17 protein-coding genes are annotated in these 16,588 nt (G+C 64.2%); 11 read left to right on the top strand and 6 right to left on the bottom strand.

Annotation, left to right across the window (positions count from 1 at the left end; genetic code table 11):
• The first annotated feature begins 30 nt into the window (after nucleotides 1-30).
• Nucleotides 31-834 carry a M48 family metallopeptidase gene (locus HSS18214_RS0108825; RefSeq protein WP_016914930.1) on the top strand — a complete coding sequence of 268 codons (804 nt, stop codon included), beginning with the start codon at nucleotides 31-33 and terminating at the stop codon, nucleotides 832-834.
• Nucleotides 835-860: 26 nt separating this feature from the next.
• Entirely contained in the window at nucleotides 861-1,118 is a 258-nt protein-coding gene (locus tag HSS18214_RS0108830; protein WP_016914931.1) for a hypothetical protein, read from the top strand.
• On the opposite strand, the gene aroE is transcribed toward HSS18214_RS0108830, so the two are convergent.
• From aroE to HSS18214_RS0108855, 5 genes are all read right to left on the bottom strand, one after another.
• A complete protein-coding gene (gene aroE / locus HSS18214_RS0108835) occupies nucleotides 1,115-1,936 on the bottom strand; it encodes a shikimate dehydrogenase (RefSeq protein WP_016914932.1) in 822 nt (273 codons plus the stop codon). The two genes, HSS18214_RS0108830 and aroE, sit on opposite strands and share 4 nt — an antisense overlap.
• Entirely contained in the window at nucleotides 1,933-2,910 is a 978-nt protein-coding gene (gene hemF / locus HSS18214_RS0108840) for an oxygen-dependent coproporphyrinogen oxidase (RefSeq protein ID WP_016914933.1), read from the bottom strand. The genes aroE and hemF overlap by 4 nt, the downstream gene beginning before the upstream one ends.
• Nucleotides 2,911-3,002: 92 nt before the next feature.
• Nucleotides 3,003-3,560: an L-threonylcarbamoyladenylate synthase type 1 TsaC gene (tsaC, locus tag HSS18214_RS0108845; RefSeq protein ID WP_016914934.1), complete on the bottom strand. Its 558-nt coding sequence runs from the start codon at nucleotides 3,558-3,560 to the stop codon at nucleotides 3,003-3,005.
• A 47-nt stretch (nucleotides 3,561-3,607) separates the two neighbouring features.
• Nucleotides 3,608-4,774 (bottom strand): DNA-processing protein DprA, encoded by a 1,167-nt coding sequence (gene dprA / locus HSS18214_RS0108850; protein ID WP_016914935.1) that lies wholly within the window; start codon nucleotides 4,772-4,774, stop codon nucleotides 3,608-3,610.
• Nucleotides 4,775-4,886: 112 nt separating this feature from the next.
• The gene (locus HSS18214_RS0108855) at nucleotides 4,887-5,930 is read right to left on the bottom strand and encodes a LysM peptidoglycan-binding domain-containing protein (RefSeq protein WP_016914936.1); all 1,044 of its coding nucleotides are present in this window, start codon (nucleotides 5,928-5,930) and stop codon (nucleotides 4,887-4,889) included.
• A gap of 168 nt (nucleotides 5,931-6,098) precedes the next feature.
• On the opposite strand from HSS18214_RS0108855, the gene def reads away from it, so the two are divergent.
• From def to HSS18214_RS0108895, 8 genes are all read left to right on the top strand, one after another.
• Nucleotides 6,099-6,611: a peptide deformylase gene (def, locus tag HSS18214_RS0108860; RefSeq protein ID WP_016914937.1), complete on the top strand. Its 513-nt coding sequence runs from the start codon at nucleotides 6,099-6,101 to the stop codon at nucleotides 6,609-6,611.
• Nucleotides 6,612-6,747: 136 nt separating this feature from the next.
• Entirely contained in the window at nucleotides 6,748-7,728 is a 981-nt protein-coding gene (fmt, locus tag HSS18214_RS0108865; RefSeq protein ID WP_016914938.1) for a methionyl-tRNA formyltransferase, read from the top strand.
• Entirely contained in the window at nucleotides 7,725-9,056 is a 1,332-nt protein-coding gene (rsmB, locus tag HSS18214_RS0108870; protein ID WP_016914939.1) for a 16S rRNA (cytosine(967)-C(5))-methyltransferase RsmB, read from the top strand. The genes fmt and rsmB overlap by 4 nt, the downstream gene beginning before the upstream one ends.
• A gap of 59 nt (nucleotides 9,057-9,115) precedes the next feature.
• A complete protein-coding gene (locus HSS18214_RS0108875; protein ID WP_016914940.1) occupies nucleotides 9,116-9,322 on the top strand; it encodes a dodecin in 207 nt (68 codons plus the stop codon).
• 111 nt (nucleotides 9,323-9,433) lie between these two features.
• Nucleotides 9,434-10,807 (top strand): Trk system potassium transporter TrkA, encoded by a 1,374-nt coding sequence (gene trkA, locus HSS18214_RS0108880; protein ID WP_016914941.1) that lies wholly within the window; start codon nucleotides 9,434-9,436, stop codon nucleotides 10,805-10,807.
• Between the two features lie 30 nt (nucleotides 10,808-10,837).
• A complete protein-coding gene (locus HSS18214_RS0108885; protein ID WP_016914942.1) occupies nucleotides 10,838-12,286 on the top strand; it encodes a TrkH family potassium uptake protein in 1,449 nt (482 codons plus the stop codon).
• Nucleotides 12,287-12,360: 74 nt separating this feature from the next.
• Nucleotides 12,361-13,605: a TraB/GumN family protein gene (locus tag HSS18214_RS0108890; protein WP_016914943.1), complete on the top strand. Its 1,245-nt coding sequence runs from the start codon at nucleotides 12,361-12,363 to the stop codon at nucleotides 13,603-13,605.
• Nucleotides 13,602-14,513, top strand: coding sequence for a DMT family transporter (locus HSS18214_RS0108895; RefSeq protein WP_016914944.1), 912 nt, complete (start codon nucleotides 13,602-13,604; stop codon nucleotides 14,511-14,513). Before HSS18214_RS0108890 ends, HSS18214_RS0108895 begins: the two co-directional genes overlap by 4 nt.
• Here the strand turns inward: HSS18214_RS0108895 and HSS18214_RS0108900 are convergent, their stop codons facing one another.
• Entirely contained in the window at nucleotides 14,514-15,290 is a 777-nt protein-coding gene (locus HSS18214_RS0108900; protein WP_016914945.1) for a tRNA-uridine aminocarboxypropyltransferase, read from the bottom strand.
• A 168-nt stretch (nucleotides 15,291-15,458) separates the two neighbouring features.
• On the opposite strand from HSS18214_RS0108900, the gene bioB reads away from it, so the two are divergent.
• Nucleotides 15,459-16,547: a biotin synthase BioB gene (bioB, locus tag HSS18214_RS0108905; protein ID WP_016914946.1), complete on the top strand. Its 1,089-nt coding sequence runs from the start codon at nucleotides 15,459-15,461 to the stop codon at nucleotides 16,545-16,547.
• Nucleotides 16,548-16,588: the final 41 nt, after the last annotated feature.

Consider the following 16,588-nt stretch of genomic DNA (forward strand, 5'->3'; position numbering starts at 1 on the left):
GATCCCTTCTCGTCTATTAGGAAACCGTCTATGCGCTGGCTTCGTCCCTTTGCCGTCACCGCTTTGTGCGCCTCTCTGGCTGCCTGCTCCACGTCCCCCACCGGCCGTTCGCAGCTACTGCTGCTCTCGGACGACCAGCTCAATCAGATGGGGCAGCAGGCGTTCGCGCAGTACCAGCGCGACGTACCCACGGCCAACCAGGCGAGCCACCGCTACGTCCAGTGCATCACCAACGCCATCGTCGACATTCTGCCCGGCGAACAGCGCAATCTGGATTGGCAAATTCGCGTGTTCGAGTCCGAGCAGCCCAACGCCTTCGCCCTCCCAGGGGGCTACATGGGCGTCAATACCGGCATGCTGAACGTGGCCACCAACCAGGATCAGCTGGCATCGGTTATCGGCCACGAGATCGGCCACGTGCTGGCACGCCATGCCAACGAGCGCGCCTCGACCCAAAGCGCCACTTCGCTTGGCCTGTCGGTCATTTCCAGCGCCTCCGGCATGCAAACCCCGGCGGGCCAGCAGTTGATGGGCGTGCTGGGCATGGGCGCCGAGTACGGCATTTCGCTGCCCTTCTCTCGCCGCCATGAAAGCGAAGCCGATGTCATCGGCCTGCAGCTGATGGCACAGGCAGGCTTCGATCCCCGCGAAAGCGTCACTCTGTGGGAAAACATGCAGGCCGCGTCCAGCGGGGGCGCGCCCCCCGCCTGGATGTCGACGCACCCAAGCCAGGGGCAGCGCATCCAGGGCCTGCAGGCCAACATGGAGCCCGCCATGGCCAGCTTCGAAGAAGCTCGCCAAAGCGGTCGCACGCCCAACTGCCCACGCCCCTGATATACGCTCCTGACATTGAGGTTTAGATGATCCGACTGGGTTTACTGCTGCTGGTACTGCCGATTCTGGTGCTGCTGAGCGTCTATTTCTGGGAGCTGGGCGACGTGCGCGCCTGCCATCTCGAAGGGGGCTACTGGAACTACCTGGAAAGCGCCTGCCGCGAGACGCCCCAGCCGTTCGTCTCCTGGCTGGAGCGCTCTCCCTTGCTGGTGAACGGCGGCATGCTGCTCTCCGTGGTGGGGCTGGTGATGTGTATGGTGGGGTTCTACACCAAACCCCGCTAGCCGCCCGTCAATGAGTGTCGAAGCCGCGTGCGCACCTGAGACGTCTCGGGGCGCACGTTGCGCCACAGAAAGAACGACTCGGCGGCCTGCTCGACCAGCATCCCCAGGCCGTCCAGCGGCCTGGCACCCCGCGCCTCGGCCCAGCGCAGAAAGACCGTGGGCTCGGCCCCGTACATCATGTCGTAGGCCCAGCCGCCCTCGCTGAACAGCGCCTCTGGCAGCGGCGGCAGCGCGCCAGAGAGGCTGGCACTGGTACCGTTGATGACCAGATCGAACGGCCCCTCGATGGCCGCGTAACCGCTGCCGCTGATCGGCCCCAGGTCGGCGAAGGCAGCGGCCAGCTGGGTGGCTTTCTCAGCCGTCCGGTTGGCCACCTGCAGGCAGGCGGGCCCTTCCGCCAGCAGCGGCTCCAGCACGCCCCGCACGGCACCGCCAGCGCCCAGCACCAGCAGGCGCTTACCCTTCAGCGTCACTCCCTGATAGGCAAGGTCACGTACCAGCCCGACCCCATCCGTGGTATCGCCATAGGTGCGGCCATTGCCGCCGACGATCAGCGTATTGACGGCCTGCGCGCGCTTGGCCCGGTGGCTGAGCGTGTCGCACAGCGCAAAGGCATCGCCTTTGAAAGGCACGGTCACATTGGCACCGCGCCCGCCCGCCGCCACGAAGGCCTGCCAGGCACGGGCGAAGCCGTCGGTGGGGGCCAGCTGCGCGACGTACTCCATGGCCTGCTCGGTCTGGCGGGCAAACTCAGCGTGAATCATCGGAGATTTGGAGTGCTCGATGGGGTTGCCGAACACACAGTAATGGTCGCTCATGAGGTCTCTCCACGGGGCTGGCGTTGCGATTGAGGCTGGGCGTAAGGCTGCGGGGACTGGCCCGCTTCACCCAGCCAGTCACGCGGCACCAGGTAATCGTGCAGTTGCGCTTCGCGGCTGCCCTGGGCGGGCGTGAAGTCATACTCCCAGCGCGCCAGGGGCGGCATGGACATCAGAATCGACTCCGTGCGCCCACCGCTTTGCAGGCCAAACAGGGTGCCTCGGTCCCATACCAGGTTGAACTCCACGTAGCGGCCCCGACGATAGAGCTGAAAATCGCGCTCCTGCTCACCCCAGGCATCGGCCTGACGACGCTCGACGATGGGCAGGTACGCCGCCAGGAAGCTGTCCCCCACGGCGCGCTGAAAGGCAAAGCACTCCTCGAAGCTGCCTTCGTTGAGGTCGTCGAAAAACAGCCCGCCCACGCCTCGGGTCTCCTCCCGATGCTTGAGGTAGAAATAGTCATCGCACCACGCCTTGTAACGCTCGTACACCCCTTCCCCAAATGGGGCGCAGGCGTCACGCGCCACGCGATGCCAGTGCACCACATCCTCGAATACAGGGTAGTAGGGCGTGAGGTCGAAACCGCCGCCAAACCACCAGACCGGCGGTTCGCCCTCCTTCTCGGCAATGAAGAAGCGCACATTGCCGTGGCTGGTGGGGATATGCGGGTTTTCAGGATGCATGACCCAGGAAACCCCCACCGCATGGAAACTGCGCCCCGCCAGCTCCGGGCGGGCGGCGGTGGCCGACGGGGGCAACTGAGCACCAAAGACATGCGAGAAATTGACGCCGCCCTTTTCGAACACCCGCCCATCGGTCATGACCCGTGAGCGACCGCCGCCGCCCTCTTCACGCTGCCAGCTATCCTCCCTGAACGTGGCCTGACCATCGGCGGCGCTCAAACCGGCGCACAGCCTATCCTGCAGATCCAGAAGGTAGTGTTTGACGTCGTCGAGGTGTTCGTGGGCCACGGGAGCTCCTGGTGAGATGAATCGTGAGTGGTAAGTCATCAACCGTTGATGTCGAGACGCTGATGCCGAGGCACTAGTGGCGCGCTAGTGACTCAGGCACGCATCACCTGGCCGGTCAGCAGGTCTCTGATGGTGCTGGGCTTGGCATTGCCTCCCAGCTCTCCGGCCACGATGGCCGCGACTTCCTCGCCAAAAATGGTGGCGACCTCGTCGGCGCTCATGGCGGGTGGGTCGCCGGCTCGATTGGCCGAGGTGGACACCAGCGGCCCGCCAAAGGCTTCACAGAGCGCTTTCATCAGCGGGTGGTCGGTGACGCGCAGGGCCACACTTTGGTGAGCGCCGCGCACGAGGCCATGGCTACGGCCATTATCGGGCACCAGCCACGTATTGGGACCAGGCCAGCTGGAGGCCAGCGGCGCATGCAGCGCCAAGGGTAGCTGGCTCAGCCAGGGCTGGAACTGTTGAATACTGGCCGCCACCAGAATGACGCCCTTGGCCGGGTCACGCTCTTTCATGCGCATCAGGTGCGCCAGCGCCTCGTCATTGTCCGGGTCACAGCTCAACCCCCAAACGGCTTCGGTAGGGCAGGCAATCACTCCCCCTTCCCGTAGCGCCTGCACCGCTGCCTTCACGTCAACCGCCGTATTCATGGACGCTCCTACTGGCTATCGAACCATCAGATCGAGAAAGCGCCATCTTAGCATGCTGCCGTCAGCCGAACCCAGCCACCCGCACGCTGGGCCACTTGCCCCTCCAGCTCCAGCATCAACAGCCGCTGCTGGCACTCACTGACCGACAACCCCGTGCTCTGCACCAGCCAGTCGATGGGCGTGGGGGAAGGCCCCAGCGCGTGCAGCAGGCGGTCTGGCGGCTCTGTCTGGGCAGAGTCTGTCTGGGCAGAGGACGTTGGCGACATCGGCGTGGGGGCCGCAGGCGTGGCCTTCTCGGCAGGGGCTGCCTCCGAGGGCGTGAGCATCGGCCAATAATGCGGTGCCCAATGCTGAAGCTCGGCCAGAATGTCCTCCACGTGGCGCACCAGCGTCGCGCCATTGCGCAACAGCTGCAGGCAACCACGGGCTTGAACGTTATGCAGCGACCCCGGCAGGGCAAACAGCTCTCGCCCCTGCTCCAGCGCCAGCCGGGCACTCACCAGCGAGCCGCTTTTCTCGGTGGCTTCGACCACCAGGGTTCCCAACGAAAGCCCCGTGACGATGCGGTTGCGGCGTGGAAAAAAGGCCGGACGCGCCACGGTGCCCGGCGGGTGTTCGGAAAGCAGCAGCCCGCCGGGCTGGGTGCTCAGCTGCTCGTGCAGCTCGCGGTGGCGCGCCGGATAAATGACGTCCACCCCACACCCCAGCACGGCGACCGAATGCCCTCCGGCGGCCAGCGCGGCGCGCTGGGCAACGCCATCGACGCCCAGCGCCATACCGCTGACGATGCACCAGCCACGGCTGGCCAGCTCACGGGCAAACGCCTGGGCATGGCCACTGCCTTCGGCGGTCGGTTTCCGGGTACCCACCATGGCCAGGCCCGGGCCCTCCAGCGCCTGCAAATCCCCTTGTGCCCACAGCACCACGGGCGGGTCCGGCAATTGGTTCAGCAAGGAAGGCCAGGCCGGGTGGTCGCGGTGCAGCAGATGACGATGGGGCGCCTTGCCCAGCCACGCCTCGGTCTCTTCCACCACCTGCTGAAGCGGGCTGCGCTGAGGCTGCGCCAGCCATAATCTGAGGGCATTGGCCGCCGCACTGGGCAGCGCCGCCAGCCAGCCCTGGGGCCACTGGGGCGAGCGGGCCACCAGCTGTGCAATACGGGTTGCGCCCATGCCGGGCAATGCATTGATTACCAGCCACTCCCTGGCGTCCATCGCCACCTCCTTTTCATCGTTCGAGTACCCCTGCGGCTTACCGGGCTATGTACAAAAACCAAGCCATGTACAAAAACCAGGTTATGTACGAAAACCAGGCTGAGTACGAAAACTAGCGCTGAGGAGATCTCACCACGTCACCCACGGCCAACACATTGGAAGCCTGCATGACCAGCGCATAGCTCATGTGACTGTAGGGTTTGAAGATCATCACGAGGCCCGCCTCGGTGGCGGGCAACTGAATCAGCTCCTGGGTGCGCGGGTCGTTGACCACTTCGCCCTGCTGATCGACACGCAGGACATGGCCGGGCTGCAAGCCATCCTGGGTGCCTAGATCCAGCGCCACGACCTGCAGTCGGCCAATGAAGCGAACGCCGCCTGGCACGGCCACGATCCGCCCAGCCATCTGGCTCAGCGGCGCCCTGGGAGTAAAGGCCTCGCTGATCGGAATATCTTCCAGCGGCAGCAGGATGTCGTTGTTGCGCACTTCCTGGTTGGCACTCAGCACTTCGACACGTGAAATATCGCCTTCACTGCTGATGCGCTGCGCTTCGCCGATACTGATCAACTCGTCGCCCAGCAGGGTGCCGTCCGCCGCCAGATAAGGCTCGCCGGGGCGATAGATGCCCAGCCGCTGGCGGGCAGGCAGCTCGCCACGCACATAGAGCGTATCCCCGGCACCGCTGATCAGCCGCTGGTTGTCGCCACCCACCACATAGGCCAACTCCTGAATGTCCTCACCCGGCTCGACCACCCGGTGATCGCGCAAAAAAGAGCGCACCACGTCCATGGGAATGGACGTGATCGCTTCTCGCTCGGGAACGCTGCGCATTTGCGGCGATAGCCGCACCACACTCTGACCACGCTCCAGCGTCAGGCACGGCTGGCCCTGGCAATCGCCCAGTATCAGTATGTCGCCCGGGTAGATGAGGTGCGGGTTGCGAATCTGCGGGTTGGCTTGCCACAGCGCGGGCCACTGCCAGGGGGAGCGCAGGTAGCGTGCGGAGATATCCCATAGCGTGTCCCCGGCAACCACTTCGTAGCGCTCGGGCGCATCGCTGCGCAGCCGCTCCCAAGCGTGCGCCGTAGGGCTTAGCGCCAGCACCGCCAGCAGCACCCCAAACACGCTGTGATACAACGGCTTTCTAGCCACCATCCCGTTCTCCCCTCGTTATCCCCTGATGATTGTTTGAAGCGGCTGCGAGCGCGTGCCCAGGAACGCTTATGGCGTGATATAGTGGTCAATATAAAGCACTTAGGCCCGCCAACCCAGCGCGGCGCCTGCTCATCTTCAAGACTCTGCATAAACGGTGACGGTAACGCCATGGCCAAACTTCCTATTCTCGTATTTCCTGACGAGCGCCTGCGCACCAAGGCGGTCGCGGTGGAAACCGTGGACGACGAGGTCCGCCAGCTCGTGGATGACATGCTGGAGACCATGTACGACGCCCGAGGCATCGGCCTGGCCGCCACGCAAATCGACGTGCACCGCCGGGTGGTGGTCATGGACGTCAGCGACGACAACTCCCAGCCGCTGGTGATGATCAACCCCCGCTATGAGCCTATCGGCGAAGAGCGCGAGCCGCTGTCGGAAGGCTGCCTGTCGATTCCCGAGTATTACGCCGAAGTACCGCGCTACCTGAAGGTCAAGCTGACGGCGCTGGACCGCCACGGCGAGCCCTACGAGCTGGAAGCCGACGGCTTGCTGGCCCACTGCATTCAGCATGAGTACGATCACCTGGAAGGCGTGCTGTTCGTGGATTATCTGTCCCCGCTCAAGCGCGACCGAGTCATGAAAAAAATGCAGAAACGCTACAAGCAGATGAACGACGCCTGACCCCGGTTGCGTCATCTGGCCCTGGGCCGAGCTGACAACGTTGCCCCACAAGCTTACCTGTGACGACAACGCTGCCTCTCGGCCCTCCTGCGTTTCATCGGCAGCACTTTCTCTTTTCACTCAAGGGCTCTCCACCATGTCACCGTTACGCGTTGTTTTTGCTGGCACGCCAGACTTCGCCGCCTCCAGCCTTGCTGCCCTTCTCGACAGCGAACACGAAGTGGTGGCGGTCTACACCCAGCCCGACCGCCCTGCCGGTCGGGGACGTAAACTCACTCCCAGCCCGGTCAAACAGCTGGCTCAAGCCCAGGCACTGCCGGTGTATCAACCCGTCAGCCTGAAAGACGCCGAAGCCCAGGCCGAGCTGGCGGCCCTGAACGCCGATGTGATGGTCGTGGTGGCCTACGGGCTGCTGCTCCCCCAGGCAGTGCTGGATACGCCGCGCCTAGGCTGCATCAACGTACACGCCTCGCTGCTTCCCCGCTGGCGCGGCGCGGCGCCCATCCAGCGCGCCATCGAAGCGGGCGATAGCGCCTCGGGCGTCACCATCATGCAGATGGATGCGGGCCTGGATACCGGCGCCATGCTGCACGAAGTGCGCACCCCGATCACGCCCCGCACCACGGGCGGCGACCTGCACGACCGCCTGGCCATTCAAGGGGCCAATGCGCTGATCCACGTGCTGGACAACCTCGACAACGGCAGCCTTCAAGCCACCGCCCAGCCCGACGAAGGCGTCACCTACGCCGCCAAGCTCAGCAAGGCCGAAGCCGAACTGGACTTCTCTCAGCCTGCCGAGCAGCTGGCGCGCAAGATTCGCGCCTTCAACCCCTGGCCCGTGGCCTGGTGCGCGCTGGGCAGCGACCGCCTGCGCCTGCTGATGGCCAGCGTCGAGCCCGGCGAGCAGCCCGCCTGCCCACCAGGCACGCTGCTGGCGCACGGTGAAGAGCACCTGCGCATTGCCTGCGGTGCCCAGGGCCAGGAGGTCTTGTGCGTCAGCCGCGCGCAACTGCCCGGCGGCAAGGCCATGGCCGTCCGTGACTTGTTGAACGCTCGCCAAACGCCGCTGACCGTGGGCAACCGCCTCGGCCAGTCGCTGGAAGGAGCCGCCCAATGAACCTACCGCGCACACCCACGGGGAGCGGACTGGACGTGCGTGCGGCGGCGGCCAGAAGCCTGGTGCCGATCCTCACCGACAAGGGCTCCCTGGCGGGGCTGGACGAGCACAGCGTAGTGGCCAGGGACCGCGCGCTGCTCAAGGAGCTGTGCTATGGCACCTGCCGCCGCTTGCCGCGCCTTCAGGCGCTGGCCCAACGCCTGCTGAAGCAGCCGTTCAAGAAGCGCGACGCCGACGTTCAGGCCCTGCTCCTGATCGGTATTTATCAGCTGCTCTACATGCGCACCCCGGCCCACGCCGCCGTGGGCGAAACCGCCGGCGCCGCCCGCCTGCTGGACAAGGAGTGGGCGACACGAGTGCTCAATGGCTGCCTGCGACGCCTGCAGCGCGAAGCCGACGCGCTGCAGGCCGAGGTGGACCGTGATGAAAGCGTCGCCCTGGAGCACCCCCAATGGCTGCTGGGCAAGCTGCGCAGCGCCTGGCCCGATCAGTGGCGGGCCATCGCCCAAGCCAACAACGAGCCCGGCCCGATGACGCTGCGCGTCAACCAGCGTCACAACGACCGTGAAGCCTACCTCACGCGACTCACCGAGCAGGGGTTGGGCGGCGAGCTGTGCCTGCACGCCCCGGACGGCATTACGCTGCACACCCCCTGCGACGTGACCGTACTGCCCGGCTTTGCCCAGGGGCACGTCAGCGTGCAGGACGAAGCCGCCCAGCTGTCGGCCGCTCTGCTGGGCCCGGCCCTGGCACCCAGGCCCGGCGCCCATGTGCTGGATGCCTGCTGCGCCCCGGGCGGCAAGACGGCTCATTTGCTGGAGCAGTTCGATATCGCCCTGACGGCGCTGGACAGCGACAATCAGCGCCTGGCGCGTGTCGATGACACCCTTGCTCGGCTGGGGCTCGCTGCAGAGCTGAAGCATGCCGATGCGACCACCCGCGACTGGTGGAGCGGGACGCCGTTCGATGCCATTTTGCTGGATGCCCCCTGCTCCGGCACGGGCGTGATTCGCCGCCATCCGGACATCAAGGCCCTGCGCCGCAAGGAGGACATTCGTCAGTTGGCCAGCCTGCAGCAGCGCCTGCTCGACAACCTGTGGCCGCTGCTCCGCCCCGGCGGCACGCTGCTCTATGCCACCTGCTCGGTGCTGCCGGAAGAGAACAGCGGCCAGATCGAGGCCTTTCTGGCCCGCACCCCCGACGCCCGGGCCACCACGCCGAACGATGTGGCCTGGGGCGAGCCCAGTGGGCCGGGCAGGCAACTGTTTCCCGCACAAAACAGTCACGATGGCTTTTTTTATGCCAGACTGGAGAAGCAGACTGCCTAAGGCAAGCGCCTGGCCTCAGGGGCATTAGGCAGTGAATTCATGACAAGGATGGAGAACACATGAGTCATCACACCTACAAGCACATCGAACTTACCGGCTCTTCCGAAAAAGGTATTGAGGAAGCCGTGCAGAACGCGTTGGCCAAAGCGTCCGAAAGCGTGCACAACATGCGTTGGCTGGAAGTGACCGATACGCGCGGTCACATCGAAGATGGGCGTGTTGCCCACTGGCAGGTCACGATCAAGGTCGGCTTCACGCTGGAGTAATCGTCACCTGCTTTTCGACGGCGGCTGGTTTACACTGGCCGCCGTCTTTGTTGCAGCGCACACCGCGTGCTGATAAAACGCTGGCGCTCATAACGGAACCGATGCTTAGCGATGAAAATCATCATTCTCGGCGCCGGCCAGGTCGGCGGCACCCTGGCGGAGCATCTTGCCCGCGAGGAAAACGACATCACCGTCGTCGACACCGACGGCGCCAGGCTACGCGAGCTGCACACCAAGCTGGATATCCGCACGGTCACCGGTGCGGGCTCCTATCCCATCGTGCTGCGCCAGGCAGGCTGCGAAGACGCCGACATGCTGATCGCGGTGACCAACACCGACGAGATCAACATGATCGCCTGTCAGGTGGCCCACACGCTGTTTCGCACCCCCACCAAGATCGCGCGGGTACGCTCCACGGCTTACCTCACCCGCAAGGGCCTGTTTGCCCACGAAGCCATTCCCATCGACGTCTTGATCAGCCCGGAACAGGTGGTGACCGACCACGTGCGCCGTTTGATCGAGCATCCCGGCGCCCTGCAGGTGCTGGAGTTTGCCGGAGGGCTGGTGCAGCTGGTGGCGGTGAAAGCCTTCTATGGCGGCCCGCTGGTGGGCCAGAATCTCGCTTTCCTGGGCAAGCACATGCCCAACGTGGAAACTCGCGTCGCCGCCATCTACCGGCGCAATCGACCGATCATCCCCCAGGGCGACACGGTCATCGAAGCCGACGACGAAGTGTTCTTCCTGGCGGCACGGCGGGATATCCGCGCGGTGATGAGCGAGCTGCGCAAGGTGGAGCGCGACTTCCGCCGGGTGGTGATTGCCGGGGGTGGCAACATCGGCGAACGCCTGGCGGAGCATCTGGAGCATAGCCATCAGGTCAAGATCATCGAGCACAGCCTGGAGCGCTGCACCACGCTCTCGGAGCGGCTGGACCGCACCGTGGTGCTGCACGGCAGCGCCACCAGCAAGCGCCTGCTGGAAGAAGAGAACATCGAGGATTGCGACATCTTCTGCGCCCTGACCAACGACGACGAGGTGAACATCATGTCGTCGCTGCTGGCCAAGCGGCTGGGGGCCAAGAAGGTGCTCACGCTGATCAACAACGCCGCCTACGTGGACCTGGTCCAGGGTGGCGATATCGATATCGCCATTTCACCGCAGCAGGCCACCATCGGCAGCCTGCTGACCCACGTGCGCCGGGGCGATATCGTCAACGTGCACTCCCTGCGCCGGGGCGCGGCGGAAGCCATCGAGGCCATTGCCCACGGCGACAAGCAGTCTTCCAAGGTGGTGGGCCGCACCATCGATGAGATCGAGCTTCCCGAAGGCACCACCATCGGTGCCGTGGTGCGCGGCAAAGAGGTGATGATTGCCCACGGCGACGTGCGTGTGGAGAGCGGTGATCACCTGATTCTGTTCGTGATCGACAAACGGCGTATCCGCGACGTCGAGCGGCTTTTCCAGGTGGGATTGACGTTTTTCTAGGAACCAGCCAGCAATGAGACCCTCCCTGCCATGAGCCTGCGGATTATTCTACGTATCCTGGGGCTGCTGTTGATGCTGTTCAGCCTCACCATGCTGCCTCCCATGCTGATGTCGCTGTGGTTTCGCGACGGCGTTTGGCACGCGTTCATGAGCGGCATCGCGATTTCCGTCATCACCGGCCTGCTGATCTACCTGCCGAATCGCCGGGCGCGCAAGGAGCTGCGCATTCGGGACGGTTTCATCATCGCGGCCATGTTCTGGACCGTGCTGGCACTGTTTGGCTCGCTGCCGCTGATGCTGTTCGGCGAGGGCTCCCTGAGTATTACCGATGCCGTCTTCGAATCCTTTTCGGGCCTGACCACCACCGGGGCCACGGTCATTACCGGCATCGATTTCCTGCCCGAGTCGATCCGCTACTACCGCCAGCAGCTGCAGTGGCTGGGCGGCATGGGCATCGTGGTACTGGCGGTGGCCATCCTGCCGACCCTGGGGGTCGGGGGCATGGCCCTGTACCGCACGGAAATTCCGGGGCCGCTGAAAGACTCCAAGCTGACGCCGCGCATCACCGAAACCGCCAAGGCGCTGTGGTATATCTACGCCACCTTGACCTTTGCCTGCTTCGTGGCTTACATGATCGCGGGCATGGATTGGTTCGATGCGCTGGGCCACAGCTTTTCCACCGTGGCCATCGGCGGATTTTCGACCCATGACCTGAGCATCGGCTATTTCGATAGCGCCGCCATCGAGCTGATCTGCATCAGTTTCATGCTGATTTCGGCGGTGAGCTTCAGCCTCCACTTCGTGGCCTGGCGCGAGAAGCGCCTGACCCACTATTTTCAGGACCCGGAAGCCCGGTTTCTGCTGCTGTTCCTGGCGGGGCTGACCGTGATTACCGTCATTACCCTGTGGCTGACCAACACCTACCACGACATCACCGGCCTGCGGCATGCATTGTTCGAGGTCGTCTCCGTGGCTACCACGGCGGGGTTCGCCGTGGCCGACTTCTCCGGCTGGCCCGGGGCAATTCCGTTTCTGCTGTTCATTGCCGCCTTCGTAGGGGGCTGCTCGGGCTCCACCGCTGGCGGCATGAAAGTGATCCGCATCATCCTGATTCTCAAGCAGGGCATGCGCGAAGTCATGCGCCTGATTCACCCCAACGCGGTCATTGCGGTGAAGGTCGGCAAGGTCAGCGTTCCCGACAGCATCGCGCAGGCGGTATGGGGCTTTTTTTCGGCCTATGTCATGCTGTTCTTCCTGATGCTGGTGGGCGTGATGGCCACCGGCGTGGATCAAGTGACCGCCTGGTCGACGGTGGGCTCGGCGCTCAACAACCTGGGCCCCGCGCTGGGCGAAGCCAGCAGCCACTATGGCGACTTACCCAGCCTGGCCAAATGGATTCTGGTACTGGCCATGTTGATGGGGCGCCTGGAAATTTTCACCGTCCTGGTGCTCTTTACTCCGGCCTTCTGGCGGCGTTGATACACCACTGAGCCCCGGTACTGACGGCTTGTGTACGTTTTCACCTTTTTATACTTATATATCGAGACTGTTGAATGACCCACGATGACACTACGCGGCCACCGACGCCGCCCCTGCCCTCCACTAGCGGCCCGCTGAAAACCGTGACCGTGGCCGACACCTGCTACACCCTGCTGGGCACGGCCCATGTCTCGGCCGAAAGCGCCGACGACGTGCGCCAATTGATTGCTACCGGCCATTTCGATGCGGTGGCCATCGAGCTGTGTGACGCCCGCCATCACAGCATGGACAACCCCGATGCCATGGGCGAGCAGGACCTGTTTCAAGTGTTCAAGCAGGGTAAGGCCGGCATGGTCGCCGCCAGCCTGGCGCTGGGGGCCTTCCAGCAGCGTATCGCCGAGCAGTCAGGCATCCAGCCGGGGGCCGAAATGCGCGCGGCGGTGGATGAGTGCCGTGCTCGCCAACTGCCGCTGCTGCTGGTGGACCGCGATGTGGGCATCACGCTCAAGCGCATCTACAGCAACGTGCCCTGGTGGCAGCGCTTCTCGCTGTTTTCCGGGCTGATTGGCAGCGTGCTCTCCCGTCAGGATGTCTCCAAGGAGGAGATCGAAAAGCTCAAGGAGGGCGATATGCTGGAAGCCACCTTCAGCGAATTCGCAGCGGAATCAGAAACGCTCTACACCCCGCTGATCCGCGAACGCGACCGCTATATGGCGCTACGCCTGGCCGAAGAGGCACCTCCCGGGCGCTACTCGAACGTGCTGGTCGTGCTCGGCGCAGGCCACCTGAAAGGCACCGGCGAGCACCTGGAAACACCGCTACCGGAAAACCCGACCCAGGAGCGGGAATCGCTGGAAGCTACTCCGCCGCCCTCCAAGCTATGGAAAGCCATGCCCTGGCTGGTCACCGCACTGGTGCTCACCGGCTTTGTGGTCGGTTTTTCGCGTAATACCGAGCTGGGCTGGCAGCTGGTGATGGAGTGGTTCTTGATCAATGGCCTGCTATCCGGGGGGGCGACCCTGATTGCCCTGGCGCATCCGCTCACCGTGATCGCGACCTTCTTTGCTGCGCCGCTAACGTCGCTCAACCCCACCATTGGCGCCGGTTTCGTGGCCGCCGGGGTCGAGCTGTACATGCGCAAACCCAAGGTGCGCGATTTCTCCACCCTGCGCCATGACGTGACGCAACTGAAAGGCTGGTGGAAAAACCGCGTGTCACGCACGCTGCTGGTGTTCATTCTCGCCACGGCAGGCTCGGCCATTGGCACCTGGGTGGCGGGCTTCAGAATTGCCGGAGCGCTGTTTGGCGGCGCCGCGTGAGCCATAGCACCATTCGGCAAGCCCCCTGGCAGGCCGATGCCCTGCTGCTGCTGGTGACCACCTTGGCAGCAGGCGGGTGGATATTTTCCAAGGAAGCGCTGGCAGGCATGCCTCCGCTGCTGTTCATCGGCACCCGCTTTCTGCTCGCGGGGGTCATTCTGCTGGGCTTCGCCTGGCCGACGCTGCGCCATCTGCCGGCCCGGCGTATTCGCCGCGGCCTGCTGGTAGGCGTACTGTTCAGTGCGGCCATCGCCTTCTGGGTGCTGGGGTTGCATCACTCCCAGCATCTGGGCGAAAGCGCCTTCATCAACAGCTTGGGCATTCTGCTGGTGCCGGTGGTGGCTCGCCTGCTGTTTGGCGACCGTCCCGCCACCAGCACCTGGGTAGCCCTGCCCGTCGCGCTGACAGGCTTTGCGCTGTTATCGCTGAATGCCGGTTTTCGGGTAGAGGCCAGCCAGCTGCTGATGCTTTGCGCGGCCTTGTGCTTCGCGCTGCTGATCAACGTCAATACGCGGGTGGTGCGCAATGTGCCTGCACTGTCGTTGACGACGCTGCAGCTGCTTTCCGTGGGCATCGTGTTGACCGCTGTTTCATGGGTCGTGGAAGAGCAGACCCTCTCCCTCGATGCCCCAATTCTGGGCTGGTTCCTGGCCAGCGTGCTGCTGGCCAGCTCACTGCGGTTCTTTCTTCAGATCAAGGCGCAGGGCATGACCACACCGAGTCATGCAGCGGTCATTCTGATGCTGGAGGCGGTCTGGACGGCGCTGCTGGCCGCCTGGTGGTTCAACGAAACCATGTCGGCACTTCAGCTCACCGGCTGCGCGCTGATTTTCACGGCCCTGCTGATCAACCGCTGGTACTGGGTGCGCAAGGTGCTGTTGCGCTGGCTACCCGGCGCCAGGCCCTGATCAGCGCGGAGTATCCCGCGCCTTTCGGGCCAACAGCCGAGTCATGGCCGCCGTCGGCTCCTCGATCTTGCGGTAGTAACGGCTCTCGGCGTAGCTGTCGTTGAACACATCGAAGTAGTCGTCCAGCACGCTGGCGGCATTTTCATCACCGCTCTGACGCAGCAGCTCGATGGCCACCTCGGCGGTGCACAGGTGGGCTTTCGAGGCGGGCTTGCGCAGCCGGTAGCGGGTTTCGCGCTCGGTGCGCAGCGGCAATACCGGCAGCGTGTCCAGGTAAGGGCTCTTGCGGAACATGCGCCGGGCCTGTCGCCAGGTGCCGTCCAGAATGATGAAGACTGGAATACGCGACTGCTGCTTGACCGCTTGGACGGCCTCCAGCCCCACCACCCGCTCCGCGTAATCCGGCTGGTCGTCAGGAAAAATCACGAACGGCGCATAGCGCGGGTCTTGCAGCAGTGCGGCCAGCTTCTCGTCCGGCGCCGTGCGATACCAGGTAAATACCCGAGTGTTGGTCAGCACATCGCCAATCAGGCGGCCGGTATTGGTCGGCTTGAAGTGCTCGATGGAGTGGGTCAGCAGCCACACCTGAGCGTCACTCTCTGCCTTGATCTGATAAGGGCACAGGCAGTTCAACTCGGGCAGATTGCATCCTTCGCAGCGCTTGACGAAGCTGCCGCGCGCTTTGAATTCGCGCCGCGGCGGCCGCGGGTGCCCCGTGGCCGGGTCGCGGTCGGTCAAGGCGTCATGCTCAGGGGGCAGCGAGGTCGCGTCAGGCATCTGCGCTCCAGTGGTGATCAAAGGGCGCAGAGTATAAAGCAGGCCGTGCACCGTGACGAATGTTCCCTTCCCCCGCCCTCCAGTAAACCAACCAATCATTAAAAGTTGACACCCTTGACATCTCACCGCTAGAGTCCTGTCAACTTTCAAATTAAAAAAGGTTTACCCGTGACCACTCACACGACGGCTTCTCACTCGGCTGACGCCGCTCCGCGCCATGACTGGACCCTCGAGGAAATCGACGCGCTATTTGCGTTGCCCTTCAACGACCTGCTGTTTCAGGCCCAGCAGGTGCATCGGGCACACTTCGATGCCAACGCGGTGCAGGTGTCTACCCTGCTGTCGATCAAGACCGGGGCCTGCCCGGAAGACTGCAAGTACTGCCCCCAGTCGGGTCACTACAACACTCAGTTGGAAAAAGAGAAGCTGCTGGAAATAGAGAAAGTGGTGGCCCAAGCCAAGGCCGCCAAAGAGGCGGGCGCCAGCCGCTTCTGCATGGGAGCGGCCTGGCGCAGCCCCCGGGACAAGGATCTGCTGGCGGTGGAAGAGATGGTGCGCCAAGTGAAAGCGCTGGGGCTCGAAACCTGCATGACGCTGGGCATGGTCGATGGTGAACAGGCCACCCGGCTGGCCGCTGCGGGGCTGGACTACTACAACCACAACCTCGACACCTCCCCCGACTACTACGGCGAGATCATCACCACGCGCACCTACAGCGACCGCCTGGAAACCCTGGCCACCGTGCGCGATGCCGGTATGAAGGTGTGTTCTGGCGGTATTCTCGGCATGGGCGAAGGCGCCCAGGATCGCAGCGCGCTGCTGCAACAGCTGGCCAGGCTCTCCCCGCATCCTGAGTCGGTGCCGATCAACATGCTGGTAAAGGTGCCGGGCACCCCGCTGGAAAACGCGGAGGACCTGGACCCGCTGACGTTCATCCGCGCCATTGCCGTGGCGCGCATCATGATGCCCCAGAGCCATGTGCGCCTCTCGGCAGGCCGCGAGCAGATGAGCGAATCCACCCAGGCGCTTGCCTTTCTGGCCGGTGCCAACTCGATCTTCTACGGCGACAAGCTGTTGACCACCGGCAACCCCCAAGCAGAGCGCGACCGCGCGCTGTTTGCCAAGCTGGGCCTGCACCCCGAGCGCCGCGACACCTGCGAAGACGACACGCAGCATAGCGAGCGGCTGGCCCAGCAGGCTCAGCGCAATGCCCAGGCCGAACGCGCTGCGGCACTGGCGGTGGATGCCAGTGTCTGAGGCGTGGCAGCAGCGTTTGGCAAGCGCCCGCGACCAGCGGG

The sequence above is a fragment of the Vreelandella stevensii S18214 genome (assembly GCF_000275725.1).
Taxonomy (GTDB): domain Bacteria; phylum Pseudomonadota; class Gammaproteobacteria; order Pseudomonadales; family Halomonadaceae; genus Vreelandella; species Vreelandella stevensii.

Bases quoted from the DNA above. Each gene is read 5' to 3' on its own strand.
- HSS18214_RS0108885 (WP_016914942.1), top strand. From the start codon at position 10,838: ATGAGCCTGCGGATTATTCTACGTATCCTGGGGCTGCTGTTGATGCTG.
- HSS18214_RS0108830 (WP_016914931.1), top strand. From the start codon at position 861: ATGATCCGACTGGGTTTACTGCTGCTGGTACTGCCGATTCTGGTGCTG.
- HSS18214_RS0108890 (WP_016914943.1), top strand. From the start codon at position 12,361: ATGACCCACGATGACACTACGCGGCCACCGACGCCGCCCCTGCCCTCC.
- HSS18214_RS0108875 (WP_016914940.1), top strand. From the start codon at position 9,116: ATGAGTCATCACACCTACAAGCACATCGAACTTACCGGCTCTTCCGAA.
- def (WP_016914937.1), top strand. From the start codon at position 6,099: ATGGCCAAACTTCCTATTCTCGTATTTCCTGACGAGCGCCTGCGCACC.
- fmt (WP_016914938.1), top strand. From the start codon at position 6,748: ATGTCACCGTTACGCGTTGTTTTTGCTGGCACGCCAGACTTCGCCGCC.
- tsaC (WP_016914934.1), bottom strand. From the start codon at position 3,560: ATGAATACGGCGGTTGACGTGAAGGCAGCGGTGCAGGCGCTACGGGAA.
- HSS18214_RS0108825 (WP_016914930.1), top strand. From the start codon at position 31: ATGCGCTGGCTTCGTCCCTTTGCCGTCACCGCTTTGTGCGCCTCTCTG.
- HSS18214_RS0108855 (WP_016914936.1), bottom strand. From the start codon at position 5,930: ATGGTGGCTAGAAAGCCGTTGTATCACAGCGTGTTTGGGGTGCTGCTG.
- dprA (WP_016914935.1), bottom strand. From the start codon at position 4,774: ATGGACGCCAGGGAGTGGCTGGTAATCAATGCATTGCCCGGCATGGGC.
- trkA (WP_016914941.1), top strand. From the start codon at position 9,434: ATGAAAATCATCATTCTCGGCGCCGGCCAGGTCGGCGGCACCCTGGCG.
- rsmB (WP_016914939.1), top strand. From the start codon at position 7,725: ATGAACCTACCGCGCACACCCACGGGGAGCGGACTGGACGTGCGTGCG.
- aroE (WP_016914932.1), bottom strand. From the start codon at position 1,936: ATGAGCGACCATTACTGTGTGTTCGGCAACCCCATCGAGCACTCCAAA.
- HSS18214_RS0108900 (WP_016914945.1), bottom strand. From the start codon at position 15,290: ATGCCTGACGCGACCTCGCTGCCCCCTGAGCATGACGCCTTGACCGAC.